The 23,243-nt window shown below is 45.3% G+C and carries 30 protein-coding genes; all 30 read right to left on the bottom strand.

The features are described from left to right. Position 1: 1 nt before the first annotated feature. Positions 2-313, bottom strand: a complete 312-nt coding sequence (gene nuoK, locus EKC99_RS07955) for an NADH-quinone oxidoreductase subunit NuoK (RefSeq protein WP_009361911.1) — start codon at positions 311-313, stop codon at positions 2-4. Continuing rightward, positions 310-819 (bottom strand): NADH-quinone oxidoreductase subunit J, encoded by a 510-nt coding sequence (locus EKC99_RS07950; RefSeq protein ID WP_009361912.1) that lies wholly within the window; start codon positions 817-819, stop codon positions 310-312. Before EKC99_RS07950 ends, nuoK begins: the two co-directional genes overlap by 4 nt. Continuing rightward, a complete protein-coding gene (gene nuoI / locus EKC99_RS07945) occupies positions 816-1,235 on the bottom strand; it encodes an NADH-quinone oxidoreductase subunit NuoI (protein ID WP_003396988.1) in 420 nt (139 codons plus the stop codon). Before nuoI ends, EKC99_RS07950 begins: the two co-directional genes overlap by 4 nt. Before the next feature lie 22 nt (positions 1,236-1,257). After that, positions 1,258-2,259 (bottom strand): NADH-quinone oxidoreductase subunit NuoH, encoded by a 1,002-nt coding sequence (gene nuoH / locus EKC99_RS07940; RefSeq protein WP_026011867.1) that lies wholly within the window; start codon positions 2,257-2,259, stop codon positions 1,258-1,260. Next, a complete protein-coding gene (locus EKC99_RS07935) occupies positions 2,259-3,359 on the bottom strand; it encodes an NADH-quinone oxidoreductase subunit D (RefSeq protein WP_009361914.1) in 1,101 nt (366 codons plus the stop codon). Before EKC99_RS07935 ends, nuoH begins: the two co-directional genes overlap by 1 nt. A gap of 3 nt (positions 3,360-3,362) precedes the next feature. After that, complete coding sequence (locus EKC99_RS07930) at positions 3,363-4,268, bottom strand: NADH-quinone oxidoreductase subunit C (RefSeq protein ID WP_163151328.1); 906 nt, start codon at positions 4,266-4,268, stop codon at positions 3,363-3,365. A 3-nt stretch (positions 4,269-4,271) separates the two neighbouring features. Continuing rightward, positions 4,272-4,784, bottom strand: coding sequence for a NuoB/complex I 20 kDa subunit family protein (locus tag EKC99_RS07925; protein ID WP_006319894.1), 513 nt, complete (start codon positions 4,782-4,784; stop codon positions 4,272-4,274). After that, positions 4,775-5,173 carry an NADH-quinone oxidoreductase subunit A gene (locus EKC99_RS07920; protein WP_163151326.1) on the bottom strand — a complete coding sequence of 133 codons (399 nt, stop codon included), beginning with the start codon at positions 5,171-5,173 and terminating at the stop codon, positions 4,775-4,777. The genes EKC99_RS07925 and EKC99_RS07920 overlap by 10 nt, the downstream gene beginning before the upstream one ends. 123 nt (positions 5,174-5,296) lie before the next feature. Beyond that, positions 5,297-5,701 carry a F0F1 ATP synthase subunit epsilon gene (locus EKC99_RS07915; RefSeq protein ID WP_009360958.1) on the bottom strand — a complete coding sequence of 135 codons (405 nt, stop codon included), beginning with the start codon at positions 5,699-5,701 and terminating at the stop codon, positions 5,297-5,299. Between the two features lie 24 nt (positions 5,702-5,725). After that, positions 5,726-7,147 (bottom strand): F0F1 ATP synthase subunit beta, encoded by a 1,422-nt coding sequence (gene atpD, locus EKC99_RS07910; protein ID WP_009360959.1) that lies wholly within the window; start codon positions 7,145-7,147, stop codon positions 5,726-5,728. A 28-nt stretch (positions 7,148-7,175) separates the two neighbouring features. Further along, on the bottom strand, positions 7,176-8,036 hold the full coding sequence (locus EKC99_RS07905) for a F0F1 ATP synthase subunit gamma (protein ID WP_009360960.1): 861 nt from the start codon (positions 8,034-8,036) through the stop codon (positions 7,176-7,178). 70 nt (positions 8,037-8,106) lie between these two features. Next, positions 8,107-9,621 carry a F0F1 ATP synthase subunit alpha gene (gene atpA, locus EKC99_RS07900; RefSeq protein WP_009360961.1) on the bottom strand — a complete coding sequence of 505 codons (1,515 nt, stop codon included), beginning with the start codon at positions 9,619-9,621 and terminating at the stop codon, positions 8,107-8,109. Between the two features lie 24 nt (positions 9,622-9,645). Further along, positions 9,646-10,182, bottom strand: a complete 537-nt coding sequence (locus tag EKC99_RS07895; protein WP_019418630.1) for a F0F1 ATP synthase subunit delta — start codon at positions 10,180-10,182, stop codon at positions 9,646-9,648. Next, a complete protein-coding gene (gene atpF / locus EKC99_RS07890; RefSeq protein WP_009360963.1) occupies positions 10,179-10,688 on the bottom strand; it encodes a F0F1 ATP synthase subunit B in 510 nt (169 codons plus the stop codon). Before atpF ends, EKC99_RS07895 begins: the two co-directional genes overlap by 4 nt. A 170-nt stretch (positions 10,689-10,858) precedes the next feature. After that, positions 10,859-11,071, bottom strand: a complete 213-nt coding sequence (atpE, locus tag EKC99_RS07885) for a F0F1 ATP synthase subunit C (RefSeq protein WP_003253662.1) — start codon at positions 11,069-11,071, stop codon at positions 10,859-10,861. A gap of 51 nt (positions 11,072-11,122) precedes the next feature. Then, positions 11,123-11,833, bottom strand: coding sequence for a F0F1 ATP synthase subunit A (atpB, locus tag EKC99_RS07880; protein WP_006319877.1), 711 nt, complete (start codon positions 11,831-11,833; stop codon positions 11,123-11,125). Between the two features lie 6 nt (positions 11,834-11,839). Further along, a complete protein-coding gene (locus EKC99_RS07875; protein WP_009360964.1) occupies positions 11,840-12,217 on the bottom strand; it encodes an ATP synthase subunit I in 378 nt (125 codons plus the stop codon). Next, positions 12,214-12,441 carry an AtpZ/AtpI family protein gene (locus EKC99_RS07870; protein WP_009360965.1) on the bottom strand — a complete coding sequence of 76 codons (228 nt, stop codon included), beginning with the start codon at positions 12,439-12,441 and terminating at the stop codon, positions 12,214-12,216. Before EKC99_RS07870 ends, EKC99_RS07875 begins: the two co-directional genes overlap by 4 nt. Positions 12,442-12,607: 166 nt before the next feature. Then, complete coding sequence (gene wecB, locus EKC99_RS07865) at positions 12,608-13,747, bottom strand: non-hydrolyzing UDP-N-acetylglucosamine 2-epimerase (protein ID WP_163151324.1); 1,140 nt, start codon at positions 13,745-13,747, stop codon at positions 12,608-12,610. 7 nt (positions 13,748-13,754) lie between these two features. After that, positions 13,755-14,384, bottom strand: coding sequence for a uracil phosphoribosyltransferase (gene upp, locus EKC99_RS07860; protein ID WP_009360966.1), 630 nt, complete (start codon positions 14,382-14,384; stop codon positions 13,755-13,757). 98 nt (positions 14,385-14,482) lie between these two features. After that, positions 14,483-15,718, bottom strand: coding sequence for a serine hydroxymethyltransferase (glyA, locus tag EKC99_RS07855; RefSeq protein ID WP_163151322.1), 1,236 nt, complete (start codon positions 15,716-15,718; stop codon positions 14,483-14,485). 72 nt (positions 15,719-15,790) lie between these two features. After that, positions 15,791-16,360, bottom strand: coding sequence for a TIGR01440 family protein (locus tag EKC99_RS07850; protein ID WP_240468830.1), 570 nt, complete (start codon positions 16,358-16,360; stop codon positions 15,791-15,793). A 22-nt stretch (positions 16,361-16,382) separates the two neighbouring features. Beyond that, complete coding sequence (gene rpiB, locus EKC99_RS07845) at positions 16,383-16,826, bottom strand: ribose 5-phosphate isomerase B (protein ID WP_009360969.1); 444 nt, start codon at positions 16,824-16,826, stop codon at positions 16,383-16,385. Between the two features lie 87 nt (positions 16,827-16,913). Continuing rightward, entirely contained in the window at positions 16,914-18,206 is a 1,293-nt protein-coding gene (locus EKC99_RS07840) for a methyl-accepting chemotaxis protein (protein WP_035064457.1), read from the bottom strand. Positions 18,207-18,219: 13 nt separating this feature from the next. Next, entirely contained in the window at positions 18,220-18,654 is a 435-nt protein-coding gene (locus EKC99_RS07835; protein WP_163151318.1) for a low molecular weight protein arginine phosphatase, read from the bottom strand. 107 nt (positions 18,655-18,761) lie between these two features. Beyond that, the gene (locus tag EKC99_RS07830) at positions 18,762-19,307 is read right to left on the bottom strand and encodes a manganese efflux pump MntP (protein WP_163151316.1); all 546 of its coding nucleotides are present in this window, start codon (positions 19,305-19,307) and stop codon (positions 18,762-18,764) included. A gap of 62 nt (positions 19,308-19,369) precedes the next feature. After that, positions 19,370-20,413: an L-threonylcarbamoyladenylate synthase gene (locus EKC99_RS07825; protein WP_163151314.1), complete on the bottom strand. Its 1,044-nt coding sequence runs from the start codon at positions 20,411-20,413 to the stop codon at positions 19,370-19,372. Positions 20,414-20,578: 165 nt separating this feature from the next. Beyond that, entirely contained in the window at positions 20,579-21,202 is a 624-nt protein-coding gene (gene spoIIR, locus EKC99_RS07820) for a stage II sporulation protein R (protein WP_163151312.1), read from the bottom strand. 90 nt (positions 21,203-21,292) lie between these two features. After that, the gene (prmC, locus tag EKC99_RS07815; protein WP_163151310.1) at positions 21,293-22,144 is read right to left on the bottom strand and encodes a peptide chain release factor N(5)-glutamine methyltransferase; all 852 of its coding nucleotides are present in this window, start codon (positions 22,142-22,144) and stop codon (positions 21,293-21,295) included. Beyond that, entirely contained in the window at positions 22,134-23,210 is a 1,077-nt protein-coding gene (prfA, locus tag EKC99_RS07810; RefSeq protein WP_006320978.1) for a peptide chain release factor 1, read from the bottom strand. Before prfA ends, prmC begins: the two co-directional genes overlap by 11 nt. Positions 23,211-23,243: the final 33 nt, after the last annotated feature.

Here is a 23,243-nt window from a genome sequence, read left to right as displayed (position 1 = left end):
TTTATCGTTTCATCGAATCGACTTCATCAATATGAATCGTTTTGCGATTGCGGTATAACGCAATTAAAATAGCTAAACCGACTGCTGCTTCCGCTGCGGCAACAGTAATGGTAAAGAGCGAAAATACTTGACCTGTAATGCCTGGATTTACCCCGTATTTGCTAAATGCAACTAAGTTGACGTTTACGGCATTTAACATGAGCTCGATACAAATAAGCACAATGACTGTATTGCGTTTCGTTAACGCTCCGTACAATCCGATGCAAAACAATAAAAGCGCAAATACGAGATAGGCGGATAACGGTACATTCATTCTCCCGCCTCCTTATCATCTTTTTTCGCTAAAATGACCGCGCCAATGAGTGCGACGAGCAATAAAACGGACGCAAGTTCAAACGGAATGACGTACTTCGAATAGAGCGCGATTCCGATTTGTTCCGTATTTTTATCATGAAGCCCAACCGCTTCGCTGCCAAAGTCAAGCGTGCGAATGCCGATGTACATCACCGCACCAAAAGCAACCGTACCAAGTAGGGCGAACGCTTTTCGAAGCGGGCTGCCTGTCGATTGGCCGTCATCTTGATGACGCGTAAGCATAATCCCGAACAACATAATAATTGTAATCGCACCAGAGTAAATCAGTACTTGGACGGCCGCTACAAATTCAGCCGATAAAAGAACGTAAATGCCGGCGATGCTGACGAACGTAAAAACGAGCGCGACGACCATATGAACAACTTTGTTTAAATTTAACATAAACACGCCGCCGCCAAGCGCAATGAGCGCAAGAACGAAAAATGCGAGATATTGTCCACTCATGGCTTATTCACCTTCCGCACGTTCGTATCGTTTTCATCAAGCCACGTTAAATCTTTAAATAATTCATCGCGGCTATATTCCGCCAATTCAAAGTTGTTCGTCATCACAATCGCCTCAGTCGGACATACTTCCGTACATAAATCGCATAAAATACAAATTTCAAAGTTAATGTCATACGTATCAATAATTTTTCCTTTTTTCGTCGGATCCGGATGTTTTTTGCCCGTCAGCTGAATACAGTCGGTCGGGCAAATGTTTGCGCACTGATTGCAAACGATACATTTTTCCGGATAAAACTTTTGAATGCCGCGAAAGCGATCCGGAAGCGGAAGCGGTTCATTCGGATAATCGTACGTCACTTTTTCTTTTGTTAAGTTTTTCAGCGTATACGCTAATCCTTTCATTAAACCGAGCATTTCTGCCCACCCACCTTTTTATTTAAAAAAATAGTTGTTTCACAAGAGCTGTGACAAAAATATTGACGAGCGCAACAGGCAATAACACTTTCCAACCAAACTCCATCAATTGATCGGCACGCACACGCGGAAACGTAATGCGAAACCAAATAAATAAGAAGACGACAAGACTAAACTTTAACGCAAACCAAACGGCCCCTGGAATAAAGTCGAGAAACGGAAGCGGATGCCATCCTCCTAAAAAGAGCACCGTCGTTAATGCTGCCATCGCAAAAAAATACACGTACTCTGCGAGCATAAAAAACGCCCAGCGGAATCCAGAATATTCAACATGGAATCCTGCAACAAGTTCTGATTCTGCTTCCGGCAAGTCAAACGGCGTCCGGTTTAACTCCGCCACAGCGGCAATAAGAAAAACGAGAAAGCCGATCGGCTGGACAACGATAAACCATACATCTTTTTGCGCTTCGACAATGTCGTTTAAGTTTAAGCTTCCCGACAACAAAATGACACCAATGACAGACATGACAAGCGGCACTTCGTATGAAATCATTTGCGCAGCTGCGCGCATGCCGCCAAGCAGGGCATATTTGTTGTTCGATGCCCATGCGCCTGTCACCACTCCGATTGTCGTTAATCCGGAAACGGCGATGTAATACAATAGCCCGACGCCAATATCAGCAAATTGCAACGCATCGGTAAACGGCAGTGCGGCAAGCACCATAAACGCAGGGGCAAACGCGATGACCGGTGCTAAAATAAACAACGGGCGATCGGCTGCTTTTGGAATCGTATCTTCTTTTAACAATAGCTTTAACACGTCAGCCACCGTTTGCAGCAACCCCCAGCGTCCTCCAACTTGGTTCGGACCGATGCGGCCTTGCATAAATCCCATCACTTTTCGTTCCGCTAAAATGCCATACGTGACAAATCCTAATACAACGAGCAATAGTCCAACGCCAATCGCAAAGAAAATGGCGACATTCGTCCAGCTTGGCGTCGACTGCAAAAGTTGTTCCATCATCATCCATCGACCTCCCCAAGCACGATATCAATCGCGCCAAGTATCGCAATTAAATTCGCGATATTTTCCCCTTTTAATAGTTTCGGAAGGATTTGTAAATTATAAAATGACGGTCGACGGAATTTTAAGCGATACGGCTCTTTTTTCCCGTCGCTCGCAATATAACAACCGATTTCCCCACGCGGTGACTCGATGCGCACATACGCTTCTCCCGGTGGCGCTTTAATAATTTTCGGCACTTTCGCCATAATCTCACCGTCATCTGGAAACTGCTCGCACGCCTGCTCGATAATACGAAGCGATTGCTCAATTTCAGCAAGTCGGCACTCATAACGTGCAAAACAATCTCCTTCTGTACGTACAGGAACATCGAAATCAAATCGATCATAAATAGAATATGGTTCGTCTTTTCGTAAATCCCATTTCACACCGGTACAACGCAAATTGACGCCGCTTAGCGAATATGCTAACGCCTCTTCTTTCGTGTACTTGCCAACTCCGATGACACGGTTGCGGAAAATTTCATTTCCCGTGACAAGTTCATGGTAGCCTTCTAGCTGTTTGCGCATATATGGAACGAACTGTTTTACTTTATCAATCCATCCGTCTGGCGCATCCCATTTCACGCCGCCCACACGCATGTAGTTAAACGTTAAGCGCGCACCTGATAGTTCATTTAATAGATTAATAATCATTTCCCGCTCACGAAACGCATATAAAAACGGACTGACTGCACCAATATCAAGCAAATACGTTCCCCACCAAACGAGGTGGCTCGCAATGCGACCGAGCTCCATCGCAAGCACGCGTAAATACTCGGCACGCTCCGGCACTTCAATGCCCATCATCGTCTCTACTGCGTGACAAATGACGTAGTTGTTCGTCATCGCTGATAAATAGTCCATACGATCAGTGTATGGGATGATTTGTGTATACTGCAAATTTTCTGCGATTTTTTCTGTCCCGCGATGAAGATAACCGATGACAGGAGTCGCTTCCTTAATGATTTCCCCATCGATTTTTAACACGAGACGAAACACGCCGTGTGTGCTCGGATGTTGCGGTCCGACGTTTAAAAGCATCTCCTCTGTTCTCAGCACGCCTTAACCCTCCATATCGTACGGCTCGTAATCTTTCCGAAGCGGATAGCCGACCCAGTTTTCCCCTAAGAAAATGCGAATGAGTTGCGGATGACCTTCAAAACGAATGCCAAGCAAATCATACGCCTCACACTCCGGCCAATTTGCCCCTGGCCAAAGCGGAACGAGCGAGTCAATGACCGGTTGATCGCGATCAATTTTTACTTTCAACGCAACTGATTGGCGATTTTTATACGAATATAAGTGCACATACACTTCCATATGCGTTTGAAAGTCTGTTCCGTGCAATTCTGATAAATAATCAAAACTTAGCTGCTCATTATATTTTAAAAATTCAGCCACTTTAAAATATGTATCTTTTTTTACAACGAGCGTCGGCACGTCTTTCGACAAACGATTGATGTAAGCGTTTTCTAATACGTCTTTTCCGAGATGCTCTTCAATGACTTTGACGTATTTGTCGAGATATGGCTGATTTGGTGACGGTTTTTCCTCTTTTTCTTCAGCGACATCTGCACTTTTTGCTTTTGCAGCCGCTGCCGCTTTCGCTTTCGCTGCTGCCACTGCTTTTTTCTTCGCTAATTCTTCTTCGCTTAATTCTCCAGACTCTGCCGCTTTTTGTTTTGCTAACGCTGCGGCTTTTGCTTTCGCTGCTGCCGCTGCTTTTTTCTTCGCCAATTCTTCTTCGCTTAATTCCCCTGACTCTGCCGCTTTTTGTTTCGCTAACGCTGCGGCTTTTGCTTTCGCCGCTGCCGCTGCTTTTTTCTTCGCTAGCGCAAGGTCTTCTTCACCTTCGAGCGGAGGCTCAGTTTGTTCCGCTGCTTGCTTCGCCGCAAGACGCTCTTTCGCTAATTGTTTCGCCCGTTCCGCCGCCTCTTTTTTTAGTTGCTGTAAATCTTTTTCATCCATAACTTACAGCACCTTCTTTCCTGTTTTCGCTTCGTAGCGAATTTTTTCTTTCAGTTTGTTAATGCCATAAATTAATGCAGCTGGATTTGGCGGACAGCCTGGAATATATACGTCAACCGGTACAATTTGATCGACACCTTTTACGACGCAATACGATTTTACATACGGACCACCTGCTGTCGCACAAGAGCCCATCGCAATCACCCATTTCGGTTCAGGCATTTGATCATATAAACGGCGAACGATTGGCGCCATTTTTTTCGTCACCGTTCCTGAGACGATCATGACGTCGGATTGGCGAGGCGACGTACGGAAAAAAGAACCAAAACGATCTAAATCGTAATGCGAAGAGCCAACCCCCATCATTTCAATCGCACAACAGGCAAGACCGAACGTGAGCGGCCATAATGAGTTGCTGCGCGCCCATGCTTTGAGCTGTTCTAACGTCGTTAAAAAAACGTTGCGACGCATTTCTTCCATTTCTTGATCTGATACGTTCAACAATTTTACATCCATTTTAACACCTTCTTCTTCCAAGCATACACAAGTCCAATCAACAACATGACGACGAAAATGAGCATTTCAATGAGCGCAAATGCACCGAGCTTTTCAAACGCCACCGCCCACGGATATAAAAATACAGTCTCTACGTCAAAAATGACGAACAATAACGCAAAAATGTAATACCGTATGTTAAACTGCACGCGTGAATCGTGGAACGGATCTAATCCGCTTTCGTACGTTGTTTGTTTCGCTACATTTGGCGCATGTGGACGAAGAAAACGCCCCGCCGTGAGCGCAACGATTGGAAGTAAAATGCCTAAACAAAGAAACACAAAGACGACTACATAACTGTTTACATAAACGTTCAACGATGTCCCACCCCTTTGTGACTTTATACACATTTTTCGAAAACGTCATACTATTACGACTGTAACCGATAACATTATATCACTTCTTCACATATGTGTCGATAAAACTTGTTCCAAAAATAAACAAAAAAACCCTAAGAGACGATGCTCCTAGGGTTAAAAATTGCGATTCGCCACATTTAAACGGTTAATCGCACGGCGTAAAGCTAATTCCGCTCGTTTATGATCAATATCATCTTGTTTCGCTTGCAAGCGGCGTTCAGCCCGCTCTTTCGCCGCTTTTGCGCGCGCAACGTCAATATTTTCTGCGCGTTCTGCTGCTTGCGCTAAAATCGTCACACGATCAGGGCGAACTTCTAAAAAGCCACCGCTCACCGCCACAAGCTCAGTCGCGTTTCCTTTTTTTAAACGAACCGCGCCAATTTCTAGCGGTGCGACCATCGGAATGTGCCCTGGCAACACGCCGAGTTCGCCGCTTTGTGCTTTAGCGCTTACCATTTCCACATCCGCTTCATACACTGGGCCGTCCGGAGTTACGACACTGACTTTAATCGTCTTCATGAAAAAATCCTCCTCGGTCCCTTATTAAACTTCTACGCCCATTTTTCTCGCTTTTTCAATTACTTCTTCAATGCGACCAACTAAGCGGAACGCATCTTCTGGAAGATGGTCATATTTTCCTTCCAAAATTTCTTTAAAGCCACGAACTGTCTCTTTTACAGGTACGTATGAACCTGGCTGCCCTGTAAACTGTTCAGCGACGTGGAAGTTTTGTGATAAGAAGAACTGAATGCGACGAGCGCGATGAACGACAAGTTTATCTTCTTCTGAAAGCTCATCCATACCAAGAATGGCGATAATGTCTTGTAATTCTTTATAGCGTTGCAACGTTTGTTGCACTTTGCGCGCCACTTGGTAATGCTCTTCTCCAACAATTTCTGGTGAAAGCGCACGAGATGTCGATGCAAGCGGGTCTACCGCTGGGTAAATACCCATCTCTGATAATTTACGCTCTAAGTTTGTTGTCGCATCTAAGTGCGCGAACGTTGTCGCTGGCGCTGGGTCAGTGTAGTCGTCCGCTGGAACGTAAATCGCTTGGATCGACGTAACCGAACCGACAGCTGTCGATGTAATACGCTCTTGTAATTGACCCATTTCTGTCGCAAGCGTTGGTTGATAACCTACCGCTGAAGGCATGCGTCCTAATAGGGCAGAAACTTCTGAACCTGCTTGCGTGAAACGGAAAATGTTATCGATGAAGAACAATACGTCTTGTCCTTGCTCATCACGGAAATATTCCGCCATTGTTAATCCTGTTAACGCAACGCGCATACGTGCTCCAGGCGGCTCGTTCATCTGACCGAATACCATCGCTGTTTTGTTAATAACGCCAGAGTCTTTCATTTCATGGTACAAGTCGTTTCCTTCGCGCGTACGCTCACCAACGCCGGCGAATACGGAAATACCACCGTGCTCTTGCGCGATGTTGTTAATTAACTCTTGGATTAAAACCGTTTTTCCTACTCCTGCACCACCGAACAAACCGATTTTTCCACCTTTAATATAAGGGGCAAGAAGGTCTACAACTTTAATTCCTGTTTCAAGAATTTCAACTTGTGTTGAAAGTTGTTCGAATTTCGGTGCTGGACGGTGAATTGCATCGCGACGAGCGTCTGCTGGAATATCCTCTCCTAAGTCAATCGGCTCTCCTAATACGTTAAATACGCGTCCGAGCGTGACTTCACCGACAGGAACAGAAATCGGTGCTCCCGTATCGATGACTTCCATTCCACGCACTAATCCGTCAGTCGTTGACATCGCAATTGTGCGCACTGTGTCGTCCCCAAGGTGAAGGGCTACTTCTAACGTTAAGTCGATATCGACTTCTTTTTCGTTACGCGCTTTATGTTTAATTTTTAGGGCGTTGTAAATCGCAGGTAAGTGTCCGTCTTCGAACTTTACGTCTACAACAGGACCCATAACTTGAATAACGCGTCCTTTTGCCATCGTTTTCCCTCCTAACTAACTGCTTAAGCTATTGCAAGGCGTTCGCTCCGGCCACAATCTCTGTAATTTCTTGCGTAATCGCTGCTTGACGAGCGCGGTTGTAAGAAAGCGTAAGTGTCCGAATCAATTCTTTTGCGTTGTCTGTTGCGTTTTTCATCGCTGTCATCCGCGCAGCATGCTCGCTCGCTTTCGCATCGAGCAACGCGCCATAAATTAAGCTTTCAGCGTATTGCGGCAACAACACTTCTAAAATTTCTTCTTGTGACGGTTCAAATTCGTAAGTGGTCAACTTTTTCTCCGACGCTAAATCGGTTAATGGTAATAACTTTTTCTCCGTCACATCTTGTTGGATGGCGCTTACGAAATGATTGTAAAACATATACAATTCATCAAACGTACCATCTGCAAACATGTTCACCGTTTTGTTCGCAATTTCTTTAATGTCCGCAAACGTTGGTTGATCTGGCAAACCGGTAATATGTAAAGCTACCGGAATATTGCGGCGTTTAAAGAAGTTTAAGCCGACGCGACCGATCGCAATAATCGCATATTCTTCTGTCGAACGGTGACGCTCTTGAATCGTTTGAAAAACGGTACGAAGCACGTTGCTGTTGTAGGCGCCAGCTAAGCCACGGTCAGATGTAATGACTAAATATCCCGTCTTTTTTACTGGGCGCTTCACAAGCATCGGATGAGAAGCGTCGTTGCTTCCGAGCGCGACGCTCGCGACGACCTCTTGAATTTTTTCCATATACGGCGTAAACGATCTTGCATTATGTTCCGCACGGTTTAATTTTGATGCCGAGACCATTTCCATCGCTTTTGTAATTTGGCTCGTCTTTTTTGTCGTGTTAATGCGCGCTTTTATATCGCGTAACGATGCTCCCAAAGGTTTCACCACCTTTTTCGCTCAATTGTTGAAAGGGGACGGAACAGCTAAGCTGTTCCGCTCACTTTTCTTACTCCGATACAACAAACGTCTTTTTGAACGCTTCAATCGCTTTGTTGAAGTCTTCTTCGTTTGGAAGATCGCCTGTTGTGCGAATATGTTCCATCAGTTTTTGACCGTTTTCGTCTTTGTCTAACCATGCATGGAACTCTTTTTCAAAGCGGCGAATGTCTTCTACTGGAATGTCATCTAAAAAGCCGCGTGTTAATGCGTAAATAATCGCTACTTGCTTTTCAACTGGTAGCGGCTCATGTAAACCTTGTTTTAACACTTCAACTGTGCGCGCACCGCGAGCAAGTTTCGCTTGTGTTGCTTTATCAAGGTCAGAACCGAACTGCGCAAACGCCTCTAACTCGCGATATGCCGCTAAGTCAAGACGCAACGTACCAGATACTTTTTTCATCGCTTTAATTTGTGCTGCCCCACCGACGCGCGATACAGAAAGCCCGGCGTTAATCGCTGGACGCACGCCTGAGAAGAACAAGTCAGACTGCAAGAAAATTTGCCCGTCTGTGATGGAAATGACGTTCGTTGGAATGTATGCTGAAATGTCGCCCGCTTGTGTTTCAACGAACGGCAACGCTGTTAATGAACCTGCACCTTTCGCATCGCTTAATTTTGCTGCGCGCTCAAGCAAGCGAGAATGCAAGTAGAATACGTCACCCGGATACGCTTCACGACCTGGCGGACGGCGTAATAATAACGAAAGCTCACGGTAAGCTGCCGCTTGTTTTGATAAGTCATCGTATACAACAAGAACGTGTTGTCCTTTGTACATGAAGTATTCGCCCATCGTTACGCCCGCATATGGTGCTAAGAATAAAAGCGGAGCTGGCTGTGACGCAGACGCTGTAACGACGATTGTGTAATCTAATGCACCGTATTTACGCAACGTTTCAACGACGTTACGAACGGTTGATTCTTTTTGTCCGATCGCCACATAAATACAAATCATGTTTTTCCCTTTTTGGTTAATGATTGTATCTACTGCAACGGACGTTTTTCCTGTTTGACGGTCTCCGATAATTAACTCACGTTGACCGCGACCGATTGGCACAAGCGCGTCAATCGCCTTAATTCCCGTTTGAAGTGGCTCATGGACAGATTTACGATCCATAACGCCAGGCGCTGGGCTTTCAATCGGGCGAGTTTCTGTCGTTTCGATTGGACCAAGTCCGTCAACTGGTTGACCTAATGGATTGACGACACGACCGATTAACGCTTCACCTACTGGCACTTCCATAATGCGACCTGTACGACGTACTTCATCGCCTTCTTTAATGCCTGTGTACGGTCCTAAAATAACGATACCGACGTTGTTTTCTTCTAAGTTTAGCGCCAATCCCATGACGCCGTTGGCAAACTCAACAAGCTCTCCTGACATAACGTTGTCGAGGCCATGAGCACGAGCGATTCCGTCACCAACTTGAATGACTGTACCGACATCGCTCACTTCGATTTCAGACTGATAGTTTTCAATTTGCTTTTTTATCAGCGCGCTAATTTCTTCCGCTTTGATGCTCATGCATTTCACCCCTATCTATAAATGTTAGCGAGTTAACTGTCGCTGTAATCTTGCTAATTTTCCGCTGACGCTTCCGTCGAAAATGCGGTTTCCGATGCGCACTTTGACGCCGCCGATCACATCTTTATCAATGACGTTTGTGATGCGAAGCGCGTCGACGCCAACTTTTTTCGCAAACACGTCTGCAAGCGCATTCGTTTCGTCTTCCGTTAACGGACGAGCCGAATAAACGATCGCCTCAGCTACACCGCGTGCTTCATTTGCTAGCGCAATAAACGCATCTGCTAAATCGTTCACGATGTCGATGCGATGGCGATCTAAAAGCAACATGAGCGTATGTTGCAATACCGTCGAAATGTTCGCAAACGCTTCTTGGACGAGCGCTTTCTTTTTCGTTAGCGCAATTTTTGGATGGTTTAGCACAGAAAGAAGCGCTTCATTTTGTGCAAACACTTGTTTGACGACGCGAAGTTCTTGTTCGAGCTGATCAAGAAGCTGCTGTTCTTTCGCAATTTCAAAAAGTGCCGACGCATATCGTTTCGCTACGACTTGTTTGTTCATCGGCTTTCTCCTACCTCTTGAATGTACTCGCTAATCAGCTTCGCTTGATCTTGTTCGCTCAACTCTTTTTCAATGACTTTTGATGCAATAAGTACAGATAAAGAAGCAACTTGTTGACGCAACGCTGCCATCGCCTGTTCTTTTTCTTGTGCGATTTCTTTTTTCGCTGCCTCTTTTAAGCGCTCTGCTTCTTGACGAGCGGCTTGAATGATTTGCTCTTTTTGCTCTTCGCCAAGCTTGCGAGCTTCTTCGATCAGCGCTTGCGCTTCTTGGCGTGACTTTTTCATTAATTCACGTTGCTCTTCTGCAAGCTTTTTCGCTTCTTGATGATGCTTTTCTGCTTGCTCAATTTCGTTCGCAATATGCTCTTCGCGCTGTTTCATGACGCCCATTAATGGACCGAACGCATATTTGCGAAGCAAAAACATGAGCAATAAGAACATGACTAATTGGAATGCGATATCGCCGCCGTTGAACCCATGTCCACCAGCGCCTAATACAAACATGTTTACCACCGCGCGTTTCACTCCCTTCAAAAATCGCCCGAATACTAGTCGGAACGTGTGCGTACGAACATAAAGGAATGGCGAAGGTTCTCATGGAATGATCTTCGCCATTGTTGAACGAGTTTCGTTTCCGTATGCAGTTACCGCTCGTTTCGAACGAGCGCTCAGTTTTAACGACCTTGAACCATGAACGCGATAACGACCGCGATGATCGGAATCGCTTCGACTAACGCTACCCCGATAAACATTGTTGTTTGTAACATACCGCGCGCCTCTGGTTGACGTGCAATTCCCTCTACTGTACGAGATACGATTAAACCGTTACCAATACCAGCACCAAGTGCCGCTAAACCAATTGCAATTGCAGCTGCTAATACACCCATTTGAAAAGTCCTCCTTCAATTTTTTATGTTGAAATGAATGTGTATTGAAAATTAATGGTCATGACTCACTTTGTGCGCCATATAAACCATTGTTAACATCGTGAAAATAAACGCTTGGATCGCGCCGACGAAAATACTAAATCCTTGCCATGCGATCGTTGGAATGATCGCCGCAATCGTTCCGCCGACTCCTGTCGCTAAACTTCCCGCTAAGAGCGCTAACAAAATTTCACCCGCAAAAATGTTCCCGTATAGACGGAGACCGAGCGTTAATGTATTCGCAAATTCTTCAATAATTTTTAATGGGAACAAAATTGGCATTGGGCTAACGAATCCTTTTGCATATTCTTTAAACCCGTTAAGCTTAATGCCATAGTAATGCGATAACGCGACAACCATCGTCGCCAACGTCAACGTCACGACTGGATCAGCTGTCGGTGATTTCCACCATAGCTTATTGTCGATGACGACTGAAAACGGCAGACCGAGCATGTTCGCTACAAAAATGTACATGATGAGCGTCATGCCGAGCATATGAAAGCGTCCACCTGTTTTCCAATCCATGTTGCTTTTAATAATTCCTTTGACAAAATCCATAACCCATTCAAGAAAGTTTTGCATTCCCGTTGGCTTCATCGCTAAGTTGCGCGTGGCTAATACGGCAATGACAAAGACGATGACGGATGTAACCGTAATCATTAATACGTTGGCTAAGTTAAATGTTAAGCCAAACAGCGTGTATAAAGGAGCTTCGTGATGCATCTGTACTCACCTCTCTTCCCCTTTTGTTTTTTGGAAAAAGAAATCTATTATAATGACAATATAAGATGTCATTAATCCCAATACGATCCAGCCGACAGAAAACTGTTCAGGCCAACGAAAAGCAATAAATACAGCGAACGCAGCAGCAGCCATGCGCGACATCATGCCAAGCGAGCGCGCTTTTTGTCCAGACGCAACCGCTTGTCCAAACCGCTCCACTTTCCGCACCATCGTCCAACCGTTATATAGGCTGATAACCGTCCCGAGAAGCAAACTTGAAAACGCTTGCTGATAAGGCGTAAATGCCCAACCTAACACGTAAATCGACAGCAAGTATAGTATGTATGATTTGTGACGGCGCCAATGTTGCTGTAACTCGTTCATTTTTCCTCTCCTGAAAAAAATGAGCGAATGAGGCGAATCATCGCATAAACACCAGCCGCTAATCCGAGAAGCAAACCGACAATTAAAAAAAGCGGTTCGGTACCAAAACGCTCGTCGACAAAACGCCCTCCAAAAACCCCAACTAAAACGGAACCGACAAGTTGAGAGGAGATGGCCGTCATCAAACCGATCGCTCGAAACGGATGGCGCTCATGTTGTCGCATACGGAAGCCTCACTTTTCATTTTCAGAATTTACTGTATTTTTAAAAAGGTTATCCTTATCCCTTTGTAAGCATACAATAGTGAAAACACGATGTCAATGTGTTCGGTCACAAAAATAGGGAAAATTTTTGGTAAGAAAAAGGGATGCGTCGTCACATCCCTTTTTCTTATTGAAATGGCGTTGGCGGAACATCGCTTTGTTTAAAATAGTAACGAATCGCTTCGACAATCCGCTTCGATGCCCAACCGTCACCGTACGGATTGGACGCTTTCGCCATTTGCTCGTACGCTTTTTCATCTGTTAATAGCTCGCTTGCTAGCGCGTAAATCGTTTGTTCATCTGTTCCCGCAAGCTTGAGCGTTCCGGCTTCGATGCCCTCCGGTCGTTCAGTTGTGTCGCGCAAGACGAGTACAGGCACGCCAAGTGAAGGGGCTTCTTCTTGAACACCGCCTGAATCTGTTAAAATGATGTGCGCTCTCGCCGCAAAGTTATGAAAGTCGATGACGTCTAACGGGTCAATTAAATGAATGCGTTCATCGTTTCCTAATATGTCGTTCGCTAACTCGCGCACGACCGGATTTAAATGAACAGGATAAACGACTTGCACGTCATTGTAATTTTCAACGAGCCTTTTCACCGCTCGGAACATGTTTCGCATCGGCTCGCCAAGGTTTTCACGACGATGCGCTGTCAATAAAATCATGCGGCTTCCCGCTACCTTTTCTAAAATCGGATGCGTATACGTCTTCCGCACCGTTGTTTTTAACGCATCGATCGCTGTGTTGCCTGTAATGAAAATGGCGTGCTCTGGCTTGTTTTCTGCACGTAAATTTTCCGCTGCTTTCGCGGTTGGGGCAAAATGCAAGTCAGCTAATACCCCCGTCAATTGTCGATTCATTTCTTCCGGAAATGGCGAGTACTTATTCCACGTTCTAAGTCCTGCTTCCACATGTCCGACTGCAATTTGGTTGTAAAACGCCGCCAGACTAGCGACAAATGTCGTTGTCGTGTCGCCATGAACGAGCACGATGTCAGGCTGTACTTTTTTCATAACATCGTCCAAGCCAGCAAGCGCCCTTGTCGTAATATCGACAAGCGTTTGGCGCTCTTTCATAATGTTTAAATCATAATCTGGTTGAATGCCAAAAATATCGAGCACTTGATCAAGCATTTGGCGATGTTGTGCTGTCACAGTCACAATCGATTCAATGTCTTCGTACTTTTGCAACTCTAAAACGAGCGGAGCCATTTTGATCGCTTCCGGTCTCGTCCCGAAAATGGTCATCACTTTTCGTTTATTCATCATACCCACCTTACTTCGTTCCAAATAGACGGTCTCCAGCATCGCCAAGACCTGGCACAATATAGCCGTGATCGTTTAACTTTTCATCTAACGCAGCGATATAAATATCGACGTCCGGATGCGCTTGTTGCACCGCTTCGACTCCTTCTGGCGCAGCAATTAAACACATAAATTTAATGTTTTTTGCGCCACGTTTTTTCAACGCATGAATGGCTTCCACAGCGGATCCACCTGTCGCAAGCATCGGATCGACGACAATGAAGTCGCGTTCTTCAACATCCGTTGGAAGTTTCACGTAATATTCGACCGGTTTTAACGTTTCCGGATCGCGATATAGACCGATATGTCCAACTTTTGCGGCTGGAATAAGCTTTAAAATCCCGTCAACCATTCCGATTCCTGCACGTAAAATCGGGATGATGCCTAATTTTTTTCCTGCGATCACTTTCGCTTTTGCTTTGCTGACAGGCGTTTCGATTTCAACTTCTTGAAGCGGCAAATCGCGTGTAATTTCAAATGCCATGAGCGTCGCTACTTCTTCGACAAGCTCACGGAACTCTTTTGTTCCTGTATGTTTGTCGCGAATGTATGTAAGCTTATGTTGAATTAACGGATGATCAAATACGTACACTTTACTCATGTCAATCGCTCCTTTTTCATATGCATTCTTGTAAATTTTACATAAAAACAGACGATGATTCAACCGAAGAAAAGGTGCCCCAGTCGGGACACCTGTCGTTATACGTACAATGGGAATTTTTCTGTCAATGCTGCAACGCGGCGGCGCGCTTCGTCTAATTTTTGTTCATCGTCTTTATGTTTGAGCGCAATGGAAATGATGCGCGCAATTTCATCCATTTCCTCAAGACCAAAGCCGCGGCTTGTTACGGCTGCTGTACCGATGCGAATACCGCTTGTGACAAACGGGCTTTCTGGATCGTATGGAATCGTATTTTTATTCACGGTAATGCCGATCTCGTCGAGCACTTTTTCAGCAACTTTTCCTGTTAATCCGATTGAACGTAAGTCGATTAACAATAAATGGTTGTCCGTTCCACCAGAGACGAGCGTAAACCCTTCTGCCGTTAACGCTTCTGCTAACCGTTTGGCGTTGTTCACGATGTTTTGCGCATATGTTTTGAAATCATCTTGCAACGCCTCTCCGAGCGCGACAGCTTTTGCAGCGATGACATGCATGAGCGGACCGCCTTGAATGCCTGGGAAAATCGCTTTATCAATTTGTTTTGCAAATTGCTCTTGGCATAAAATCATTCCCCCGCGCGGACCGCGCAACGTTTTATGGGTTGTGGTCGTCACAAAATGAGCATACGGAACAGGATTTGGATGCAACCCTGCAGCAACAAGCCCAGCGATATGTGCCATATCGACCATGAAATAAGCGCCTACTTCATCGGCAATTTCACGAAACTTCGCAAAGTCAATCGTGCGAGGATATGCGCTTGCTCCAGCAACGATTAATTTCGGTTTATGTTTTAATGCTTTTTCACGAACGTCATCGTAGTTAATACGGTGCGTTTCTGGATCGACGCCATACTCAATAAAATTGTATTGTATGCCGCTAAAGTTAACCGGGCTACCGTGCGTCAAATGCCCTCCGTGTGATAAGTTCATGCCAAGTACCGTATCACCGTGCTGTAAAATGGTAAAATATACAGCCATGTTCGCTTGCGCTCCTGAGTGCGGCTGAACATTTGCATGCTCGGCCCCGAACAATTGTTTTGCACGCTCACGCGCAAGCTCTTCAACGACGTCAACATGTTCACAACCACCGTAATAGCGACGTCCCGGATATCCTTCTGCATACTTGTTCGTTAATACCGACCCTTGCGCTTCCATGACCGCTTCGCTAACGAAGTTTTCTGATGCAATTAATTCAATTTTCGTTTGTTGTCGTTTTAATTCATCTTGAATAGCTTGAAATACTTGCGGATCTTGCTGTGACAAGCGACTCATTGACAATCCTCCCCTAAAGTGTGAATATTCTTTTTTATCTTAACACATTTTCAAATGAAAAAGTGAACAAATTTAACCGATTGAACACGATTTGTTCGCCTTTTCTTGTGAATACACGGCGCGCTCCCCCCCGATCAGTTTCGGTCGTGTTTTCGCAAATGTGAGCGTCGCATGTCCAATTTGTTTGATCGATGTTCGCACAGGAACAGCGACATGCTTTAAATGCATGCCAATTAATGTAGCGCCGATGTCGATGCCCGCATCTGCCCGGATATGTTCAACAACGACAGGATCGCGAAATTGCGTATATGCATATGCCGCCATCGCTCCACCAGCGTGGCGAACCGGAATGACCGTCACGATTTCAAGCTGCTTTGTCACAGCTGTTTGTCGTTCCACAACTAATGCGCGGTTTAAATGTTCACAACATTGAAACGCAAGCTGTACCCCTGTTTCGTCGTGCCACCGTTTTATTTCTTGAAATAGCATCGCCGCCACGTCCATCGTTCCTGCCGTCCCAATTTTTTCCCCAATGACTTCACTTGTGCTACATCCAATGACGACAACATCTTTGTCCGTTAGCGGCACTTGTGCACGAAACTCAGCTAGCGCCGTTTGCCATTCATTGCGCCATCGTTCCATGTCCGTCACGCTACTCCCACCTTTATTGCTCGTTTTCATAAGCAGAAATTTTTTGAATGCGTTTTTCGTGACGGCCTCCTTCAAACGGAGTCGTCAACCATACTTTCGCAATTTCTCGTGCCAATCCCGGTCCGATGACGCGCTCTCCCATCGCTAATATGTTGCTGTCGTTATGCTCGCGCGTCGCTTTTGCACTAAATACGTCGTGAACGAGGGCGCAACGAATTCCTTTCACTTTGTTTGCTGCGATGCTCATGCCGATTCCTGTTCCGCAAATTAAAATCCCGCGGTCAAATTCGCCGCTCGCCACTTTTTGCGCAACTGGCAGAGCATAATCTGGATAATCGACCGATGTTTCACACTCACACCCAAAGTCTGTATATTCGATCCCCATTTCATCCATCAATTGTTTGATTTCCTCACGAATTCGAATGCCACCATGGTCTGATGCAATCGCTACTTTCACGTTTGAACCCCTCCTTATCGTTATAAAGAAAAAGCCGTCTCTTTTCATTTTAACGGGTCGAGACGGTCTTTTCATCATTTATTATGCTTACAAACGAAAACGGGCAATCGTTTGTTTTAATTTTTCTGCTTGTTCTCCTAGTTCTGTCGCTAGCTCGCGCATGCTTTCAATGACCGCTGTTTGTTCTTGTGTCGCTGCTGTCACTTCTTCAGCACCAGCCGACGTTTGTTCAGCAATCGCCGCAACTTCTTGCGATTGAACAGATGTTTGTTGAATGTATTTCATTTGTTCATCGACAAGTTGGGCAATTTGTTTCACCGCATCTGCCACTTCATGAATCGATGCGCTCATATGCGAAATCGCTTCGTTTGTTTCATTTCCTTTTTTCGCTTCGTCATTCGCTTTTTTCACTTGCTCTGTAATTTGATTGACGACGTTTCCTACTTCGTGTTGGATGTTTTGCACAAGCTCAGAAATACCTTGTACTGCTTTGGCGCTTTCATCTGCCAACTTTCTTACTTCTTCCGCAACGACAGCAAAACCTTTCCCATGCTCACCAGCACGCGCCGCCTCAATCGAAGCATTGAGCGCGAGTAAATTCGTCTGCCCTGCAATATCTCCAACGAGCGAAATAATTTGTCCGACTTCTTTCGCATGATCTTCTAAACGCCGCACAACATGTAATGACGCCTCGTTGTTTTTCGCTAATTGTTGAATGCCTGCAATGAGTGAGCCGATGACGCGACGGCTTTGTTCAAGCGTTTCGACCATATCGGTCGATAGCTTTTCAGACTGCATCGCTTTTTGTTGTACATTTCCTGCGATCGCTAACACATCTTCCACCGCTTCTGCCGTCGTCTGCATCGCAACGGCTGAATTGTCCGCCCCTTTTGAAATTTCATCAATCGTGCGCGCGATGTTTTCCGCTTGTTCCGCAGCGACGCGAGACACGTTTGTCATCTCTACTACTTTTTCATTCGTATGCGCAAAATTTTGTTGAATGTTGCGCACCATGTCACGCAAGCTCCGCAACATATCGTTAAACGCGAGCGCAAGCGCACGAATTTCATCATCGGATTTTGGCACAGGCACATCTTGTCCGATTTCACCTTCCGCCGCTTTTAACGCCGCTTGCTCCAGTTGAGAAAGCGGTTTCGTAATGACACGCGCCGCAAAATATGCTAAGACACCAGACCAAAAAATACCGAGCAGCAACGTCAAAATTGTAAACGTATTTTTACTAAACGGAAGCCATTGTTTTACATAGTCGTAAAGCACATAAATGTAAAAAGCGCTCGTTGAATACGTAATGATTGCTAATACGGTTGTAAAAATGGCTAGCTTTTTTTGTAAGCTAAATGTGTATTTTCCCCCCATCATAATCCCCCTTGCTTTATAGCTTTTCATGTAGCTTTTCGATTGCTTGTTCGAGCTCATCGCGCGTTTGACGATACACGTCAATGGAGCCACCAAACGGATCGACGACATCTTTATCGACCCCAAGAAATTCGTGTAACGTAAACGTTTTTCCTTCTGCCTCTGGGAAACGCGCTAACACATGTTGTTTATGACTTTCGGTCATCGTCAACACGTACGTCGCCCAATCAATATGTTCTTTCGATAATAACGTCGCACGATGGGCGATATCGATTCCTTTTTCAGCGAGCGCAGCTTTCGCATGTTGTGAAGCGTCACTTCCATCAAACGCAAATATGCCGGCTGATCTCACTTGCACATGCGGCAATTGTTTATGCTTTAGCAACGCTTCTGCCATCGGACTGCGGCACGTATTTCCTGTGCATACAAACAAAACGTTCGTTTGATTCACTTATTTACACCTCGCATCATTTCCCACATGTTTACTATTATTATAAAGCAAACAGTTGGACAAAATATAGAGCAAAAAAAAGAAAAAAGAACTGGAAACGCTCCAGCTCATAGGGGAAATAAAAGTTTGCATGCAAATAAAAGCAAAATGGCGCCACCGAGCGCCTCGCTATATGTACCTAAACAACGTTGAAAGCGCCGCCCAAGAAGCAGCCCCATCCATGTTAACACCATGCTTGTGACCCCAAACGCCATGACCGCTAATACGATCTCTACTCCGTAAATCCCTAAACTGAGTCCGACAGAAAAACTGTCGAGGCTGACGCTAAATGCAAATAAAAACAAACCGATGCCAACAGGCCTCAGCCAACGTTCTTGTTCATGACGAAACGAAGCGATGACCATTTGCACACCGAGAATAAACAACAATCCCCCACCGATATACGTCGCCATATGACCGAGCTGGACAGATAATAGCTGCCCAATCATCATGCCTGCTAAAGGCATGACGATATGAAAGAAACCGACCGTTAATCCAATATAGGCGATTTGTTTCAAACGAAGCCGAAGCAACCCCATGCCGAGGCTGACTGAAAATGCATCCATCCCTAACGCAAATGCCATCATCGCCAATGTGATCATTTCCCCAATCATACGAATGCCCCCTTAGGACGTGCCTTCACGTTAACATATGCACCCCCTAGGGAGTTTAGACATCATTTTTCCATGATTTGTTCATGACCTGCTGCTTTTAATAAACGGTTCATAATGGCTACACCCATCCCCTCATTCGGGAAAGACTCACTATAAATGATATCCACATTCGTTTCATCAAACGCTCGCAGTACATCATATAAATGTTGAGCAACCGTCCGTAAATCGCTCCGTCGCCCACAAGGAATGACAACGTCAGCTTCATATATGTGACGATGTTCTTCCGTCGTCAACACTCCTACTCTTAAGCCGTTGGCGCGCTTTTCATTCACAAGTTGTTGCAAAAAAGTCGAAGAACCGTTGACGACAATTAACGGTGCTTTCGGAGCATAATGTGTATATTTCATTCCCGGAGATTTCGGCACCGCTCCTTTTTCCACAAGCGCACGATCGATATCCACAACACCGATCACTTGTTCAATGTCCTCTTTTGTTACGCCACCCGGTCGTAAAATCGTCGGAATGGCTGTCGTGCAGTCAATAACCGTCGATTCCACCCCGACGCCAGTTGCCCCTCCATCCACAATGGCCGCAATGCGTCCATCTAAATCATCCAACACATGTTTAGCCGTCGTCGGACTTGGTCTTCCGGAACGATTCGCACTTGGCGCAGCAATAGGCAGACCGCTTGCCTGAATGAGCGCAAGGGCAATCGGATGATTCGGCATGCGAACGGCTACCGTGTTCAACCCTGCCGTCACACGTGGAGACACGGCTTCTTTTTTTGGAAGAATAAGCGTCAACGGTCCAGGCCAAAAATGGTCCATCAATGTGTGTGCGACAGGGGGAATGTCGCAGGCAATATCGTGCAATTGCTCCTTTGTCGCAATGTGGACAATCAGTGGATTATCGCTTGGCCTTCCTTTGGCGACAAAAATGTTTTCCACAGCAGCCGTGGACATCGCGTTCGCACCAAGACCATACACCGTTTCTGTCGGAAAAGCGACAAGCTCCCCTCGCTGTAAATACGAAGCGGCTTGCAAAATGTGTGGATAAGTATTTAAGTCATCCACATTTTTATCCACAAAAAACACATGTGTCTTCAACGCTTTCACCTCATAAATATTCAAATCGCTTGCTTTTTATCGACATTTCATACGCATTTGCAACTTTTCGCTTCAATGAGTATAAAAGATTTGCACAAAATACACAATAATTGTCCACAAATTGTGAATAAGTCCTTTGTTTTTGTTGATAAATTTGTGGATATGTTAATGAATGAGCTTCTTCCATACTTCCGCCACGAAAAATTTCACTTCTACTTGCTGTTCGTCTTCCACGACAAGCGGTTGTTCATCCATTCGTTCTTGTTGCTCTATTTGTTTTTCCACAGGACGAACGGCTTCACCTGTGGAAAAGTCGAGAAAACAGAGCGGAGGAAACAAGACACACCACCAGTTTGCTCCTTCCCCTTTACCGAGCGTAATTAATACGGCATCATACTCACCTGCTGGATATATATATGATCCGTATATTTTCGTCGGAAATGACACGCGTCCAAACGTCACGTTGTACGATTGATTACTCTTCTTCTCATGAAGAACGCGAGCGACCGTTTGTTCAATGTCTGGCACATGTTGGGAAATGACTTGTTTCGCCTCTTCAAATGACGTTAAGTCGCTAACCCACGTTGTTATTTGTTCATTTACTGCGTCGCGAACCGCGCGTTTTAATGCTTGATCCTCTCGTGAGTCACTATTTGCTAAAATGCGCAACCGTACCGCTTCGTTTGGAATGACAACATCGCTTTGCGCCTCTGTTTGTTGCCCATATATCGTGACAATGCCCCCAATCATCACGATTGTCATATATAAAATGATAACGTATTTGTTCATCGTTTACCTCCCCTTTCTTGTTATGCAGTGTAACCAGAAAGAGAAGTTGATAAACTATGAAAATGAAAAAATATAAAAAAGCTTCCGATGTTACTCGGAAGCGAGATCGGCGATGACGATGCGCTCTTTGCCGTTTATATCAAACAGGACGTCAATGCGCGCCGAAGGAAATGCTTGTTGCAACATCGTTTGCACCGCTTGCCCTTGTCCGTGACCGATTTCAAACGCAATAAGCGCCTGCGGGGTAACGACATGTGGAAGTTCGTTCGCTAAACGACGATAAAATAACAACCCATCTTCGCCACCGACGAGCGCTCGAAGCGGCTCTTTTTGCACGATAGGCGATAACGTCGGAATGTCGTGTGCGGGGATGTATGGCGGATTAGAAACGACAACATCTACTTGTATGCCACGGTCGATGATCGGTTGCAGTAAATCCCCTTCTAACCAATGAACGCAAGCGCCAAGCTGATCGGCATTTCGCTTCGCCACTTCAAGCGATGAAGCCGCAATATCCACGCCGTACACATGCCACGTTGGTCGCTCTAACGACAACGTCACTGCAATCGCTCCGCTTCCTGTTCCGACATCAACGACGGAAAGCGGCTTTTCAGTTGTTCGGGCAAGCACATGAGAAATAAGCTCTTCTGTTTCTGGGCGCGGAATTAATACGTGTTCATTGACGATAAACATCCGTCCGTAAAACTGTTCATATCCGATTAAATATTGAATCGGGATATGCTCTAGCGCATGTTTTTTTACATCCGCCATAAATGTTTGTTTGCATGTTTCATCGATCGGCTCGCGCAAATTAGCGAATAGTTGCGCACGCGTCATGTGTAAATGATGACGCAATAACCATTCCGCAGCCGTTTCTTCCTTCCCATGCTCTCGGAAAAAAGAAGAAGCCCATTGGAGGACTTCATATATTTTACTGCTCATTGTTCGCTTGCTCCAATTTTTTCGATTGATCGTCTAAAATGAGCGCATCGATAATTTCATCTAATTTTCCTTCTAACACTTGATCAAGTTTTTGAATCGTCAATCCGATACGATGATCGGTGACGCGATTTTGAGGAAAGTTGTACGTGCGAATCCGCTCGGAACGATCGCCTGTTCCGACCGCTTGTTTGCGCGTTTGATCGTATTCTGCACGCGCTTCTTGTTGATATTTATCGTAAATGCGCGCACGCAATACTTTCATCGCTTTTTCTTTATTTTTAATTTGCGATTTTTCATCTTGGCAAGACACGACAATGCCTGTTGGGATGTGAGTTAAACGAACAGCTGACATCGTCGTATTGACGCTTTGCCCGCCCGGACCGCTCGATGCAAACGTATCAACACGAATATCTTTTTCGTTAATTTCAATTTCGATTTCTTCCATCTCCGGCAAGCAAGCGACTGTCGCCGTTGACGTATGAATGCGTCCGCCTGATTCTGTCTCTGGTACACGCTGCACACGATGGGCACCGTTTTCAAATTTTAATTTCGAATATGCCCCTTTTCCTTGAATCATGAAAATAATTTCTTTATAGCCACCAAGTCCTGTCGGATGTGCTTCAATCACTTCTGTTTTCCATCCTTGCGACTCGGCATAGCGCGTATACATGCGATACAAATCGCCTGCAAAAAGCGCCGCTTCCTCTCCACCTGCTGCTCCGCGAATTTCCATAATGACGTTTTTATCGTCATTCGGATCTTTTGGAAGCAACAATACTTTTAACTTTTCAACAAGCTGTTCTTCGCGCTCTTCTAGTTCGCTAATTTCTTCTTTCACCATGTCGCGCATATCCGGATCAAGCTTTTCTTCAAGCATCGCTTTCGCATCCGCCAACTGTTCGCGCACCGATTTATATTCCCGATACGTTTGTACCGTCTCCGCTAAATCGGACTGTTCTTTTGAATAATCACGTAATTTTTTCGGGTCATTTAATACTTCTGGATCCATTAATAGTTCATTTAATTTTTCATAACGGGCTTCTACCGCCTGTAAACGATCGAACATTTTTCTCACCTCGACTTTTCATTATATCATAAA

It is taken from the genome of Anoxybacillus sp. MB8 (genome assembly GCF_011006755.1).
GTDB lineage: Bacteria > Bacillota > Bacilli > Bacillales > Anoxybacillaceae > Anoxybacillus > Anoxybacillus gonensis.
The sequence above is the reverse complement of the archived record's forward strand: the minus strand, read 5'-3'. Positions and strand labels throughout refer to the sequence as shown.

What these genes read in the sequence shown, in the direction of transcription:
- EKC99_RS07920 (WP_163151326.1), bottom strand. Translation starts at nt 5,173, where the DNA reads ATGTGTATAAAGTCACAAAGGGGTGGGACATCGTTGAACGTTTATGTA.
- prmC (WP_163151310.1), bottom strand. Translation starts at nt 22,144, where the DNA reads ATGAGCAGTAAAATATATGAAGTCCTCCAATGGGCTTCTTCTTTTTTC.
- nuoK (WP_009361911.1), bottom strand. Translation starts at nt 313, where the DNA reads ATGAATGTACCGTTATCCGCCTATCTCGTATTTGCGCTTTTATTGTTT.
- EKC99_RS07950 (WP_009361912.1), bottom strand. Translation starts at nt 819, where the DNA reads ATGAGTGGACAATATCTCGCATTTTTCGTTCTTGCGCTCATTGCGCTT.
- atpE (WP_003253662.1), bottom strand. Translation starts at nt 11,071, where the DNA reads ATGGGTGTATTAGCAGCTGCAATTGCAATTGGTTTAGCGGCACTTGGT.
- atpA (WP_009360961.1), bottom strand. Translation starts at nt 9,621, where the DNA reads ATGAGCATCAAAGCGGAAGAAATTAGCGCGCTGATAAAAAAGCAAATT.
- wecB (WP_163151324.1), bottom strand. Translation starts at nt 13,747, where the DNA reads ATGATGAATAAACGAAAAGTGATGACCATTTTCGGGACGAGACCGGAA.
- nuoI (WP_003396988.1), bottom strand. Translation starts at nt 1,235, where the DNA reads ATGCTCGGTTTAATGAAAGGATTAGCGTATACGCTGAAAAACTTAACA.
- EKC99_RS07830 (WP_163151316.1), bottom strand. Translation starts at nt 19,307, where the DNA reads ATGATTGGGGAAATGATCACATTGGCGATGATGGCATTTGCGTTAGGG.
- EKC99_RS07925 (WP_006319894.1), bottom strand. Translation starts at nt 4,784, where the DNA reads ATGGATGTAAAATTGTTGAACGTATCAGATCAAGAAATGGAAGAAATG.
- EKC99_RS07930 (WP_163151328.1), bottom strand. Translation starts at nt 4,268, where the DNA reads ATGGATGAAAAAGATTTACAGCAACTAAAAAAAGAGGCGGCGGAACGG.
- EKC99_RS07915 (WP_009360958.1), bottom strand. Translation starts at nt 5,701, where the DNA reads ATGAAGACGATTAAAGTCAGTGTCGTAACTCCGGACGGCCCAGTGTAT.
- atpD (WP_009360959.1), bottom strand. Translation starts at nt 7,147, where the DNA reads ATGGCAAAAGGACGCGTTATTCAAGTTATGGGTCCTGTTGTAGACGTA.
- EKC99_RS07840 (WP_035064457.1), bottom strand. Translation starts at nt 18,206, where the DNA reads ATGATGGGGGGAAAATACACATTTAGCTTACAAAAAAAGCTAGCCATT.
- EKC99_RS07875 (WP_009360964.1), bottom strand. Translation starts at nt 12,217, where the DNA reads ATGAACGAGTTACAGCAACATTGGCGCCGTCACAAATCATACATACTA.
- atpF (WP_009360963.1), bottom strand. Translation starts at nt 10,688, where the DNA reads ATGTTTGTATTAGGCGCTGGTGGACATGGGTTCAACGGCGGCGATATC.
- upp (WP_009360966.1), bottom strand. Translation starts at nt 14,384, where the DNA reads ATGAGTAAAGTGTACGTATTTGATCATCCGTTAATTCAACATAAGCTT.
- EKC99_RS07895 (WP_019418630.1), bottom strand. Translation starts at nt 10,182, where the DNA reads ATGAACAAACAAGTCGTAGCGAAACGATATGCGTCGGCACTTTTTGAA.
- EKC99_RS07850 (WP_240468830.1), bottom strand. Translation starts at nt 16,360, where the DNA reads ATGGAACGATGGCGCAATGAATGGCAAACGGCGCTAGCTGAGTTTCGT.
- glyA (WP_163151322.1), bottom strand. Translation starts at nt 15,718, where the DNA reads ATGAGTCGCTTGTCACAGCAAGATCCGCAAGTATTTCAAGCTATTCAA.
- prfA (WP_006320978.1), bottom strand. Translation starts at nt 23,210, where the DNA reads ATGTTCGATCGTTTACAGGCGGTAGAAGCCCGTTATGAAAAATTAAAT.
- atpB (WP_006319877.1), bottom strand. Translation starts at nt 11,833, where the DNA reads ATGCATCACGAAGCTCCTTTATACACGCTGTTTGGCTTAACATTTAAC.
- EKC99_RS07870 (WP_009360965.1), bottom strand. Translation starts at nt 12,441, where the DNA reads ATGCGACAACATGAGCGCCATCCGTTTCGAGCGATCGGTTTGATGACG.
- nuoH (WP_026011867.1), bottom strand. Translation starts at nt 2,259, where the DNA reads ATGATGGAACAACTTTTGCAGTCGACGCCAAGCTGGACGAATGTCGCC.
- spoIIR (WP_163151312.1), bottom strand. Translation starts at nt 21,202, where the DNA reads ATGAACAAATACGTTATCATTTTATATATGACAATCGTGATGATTGGG.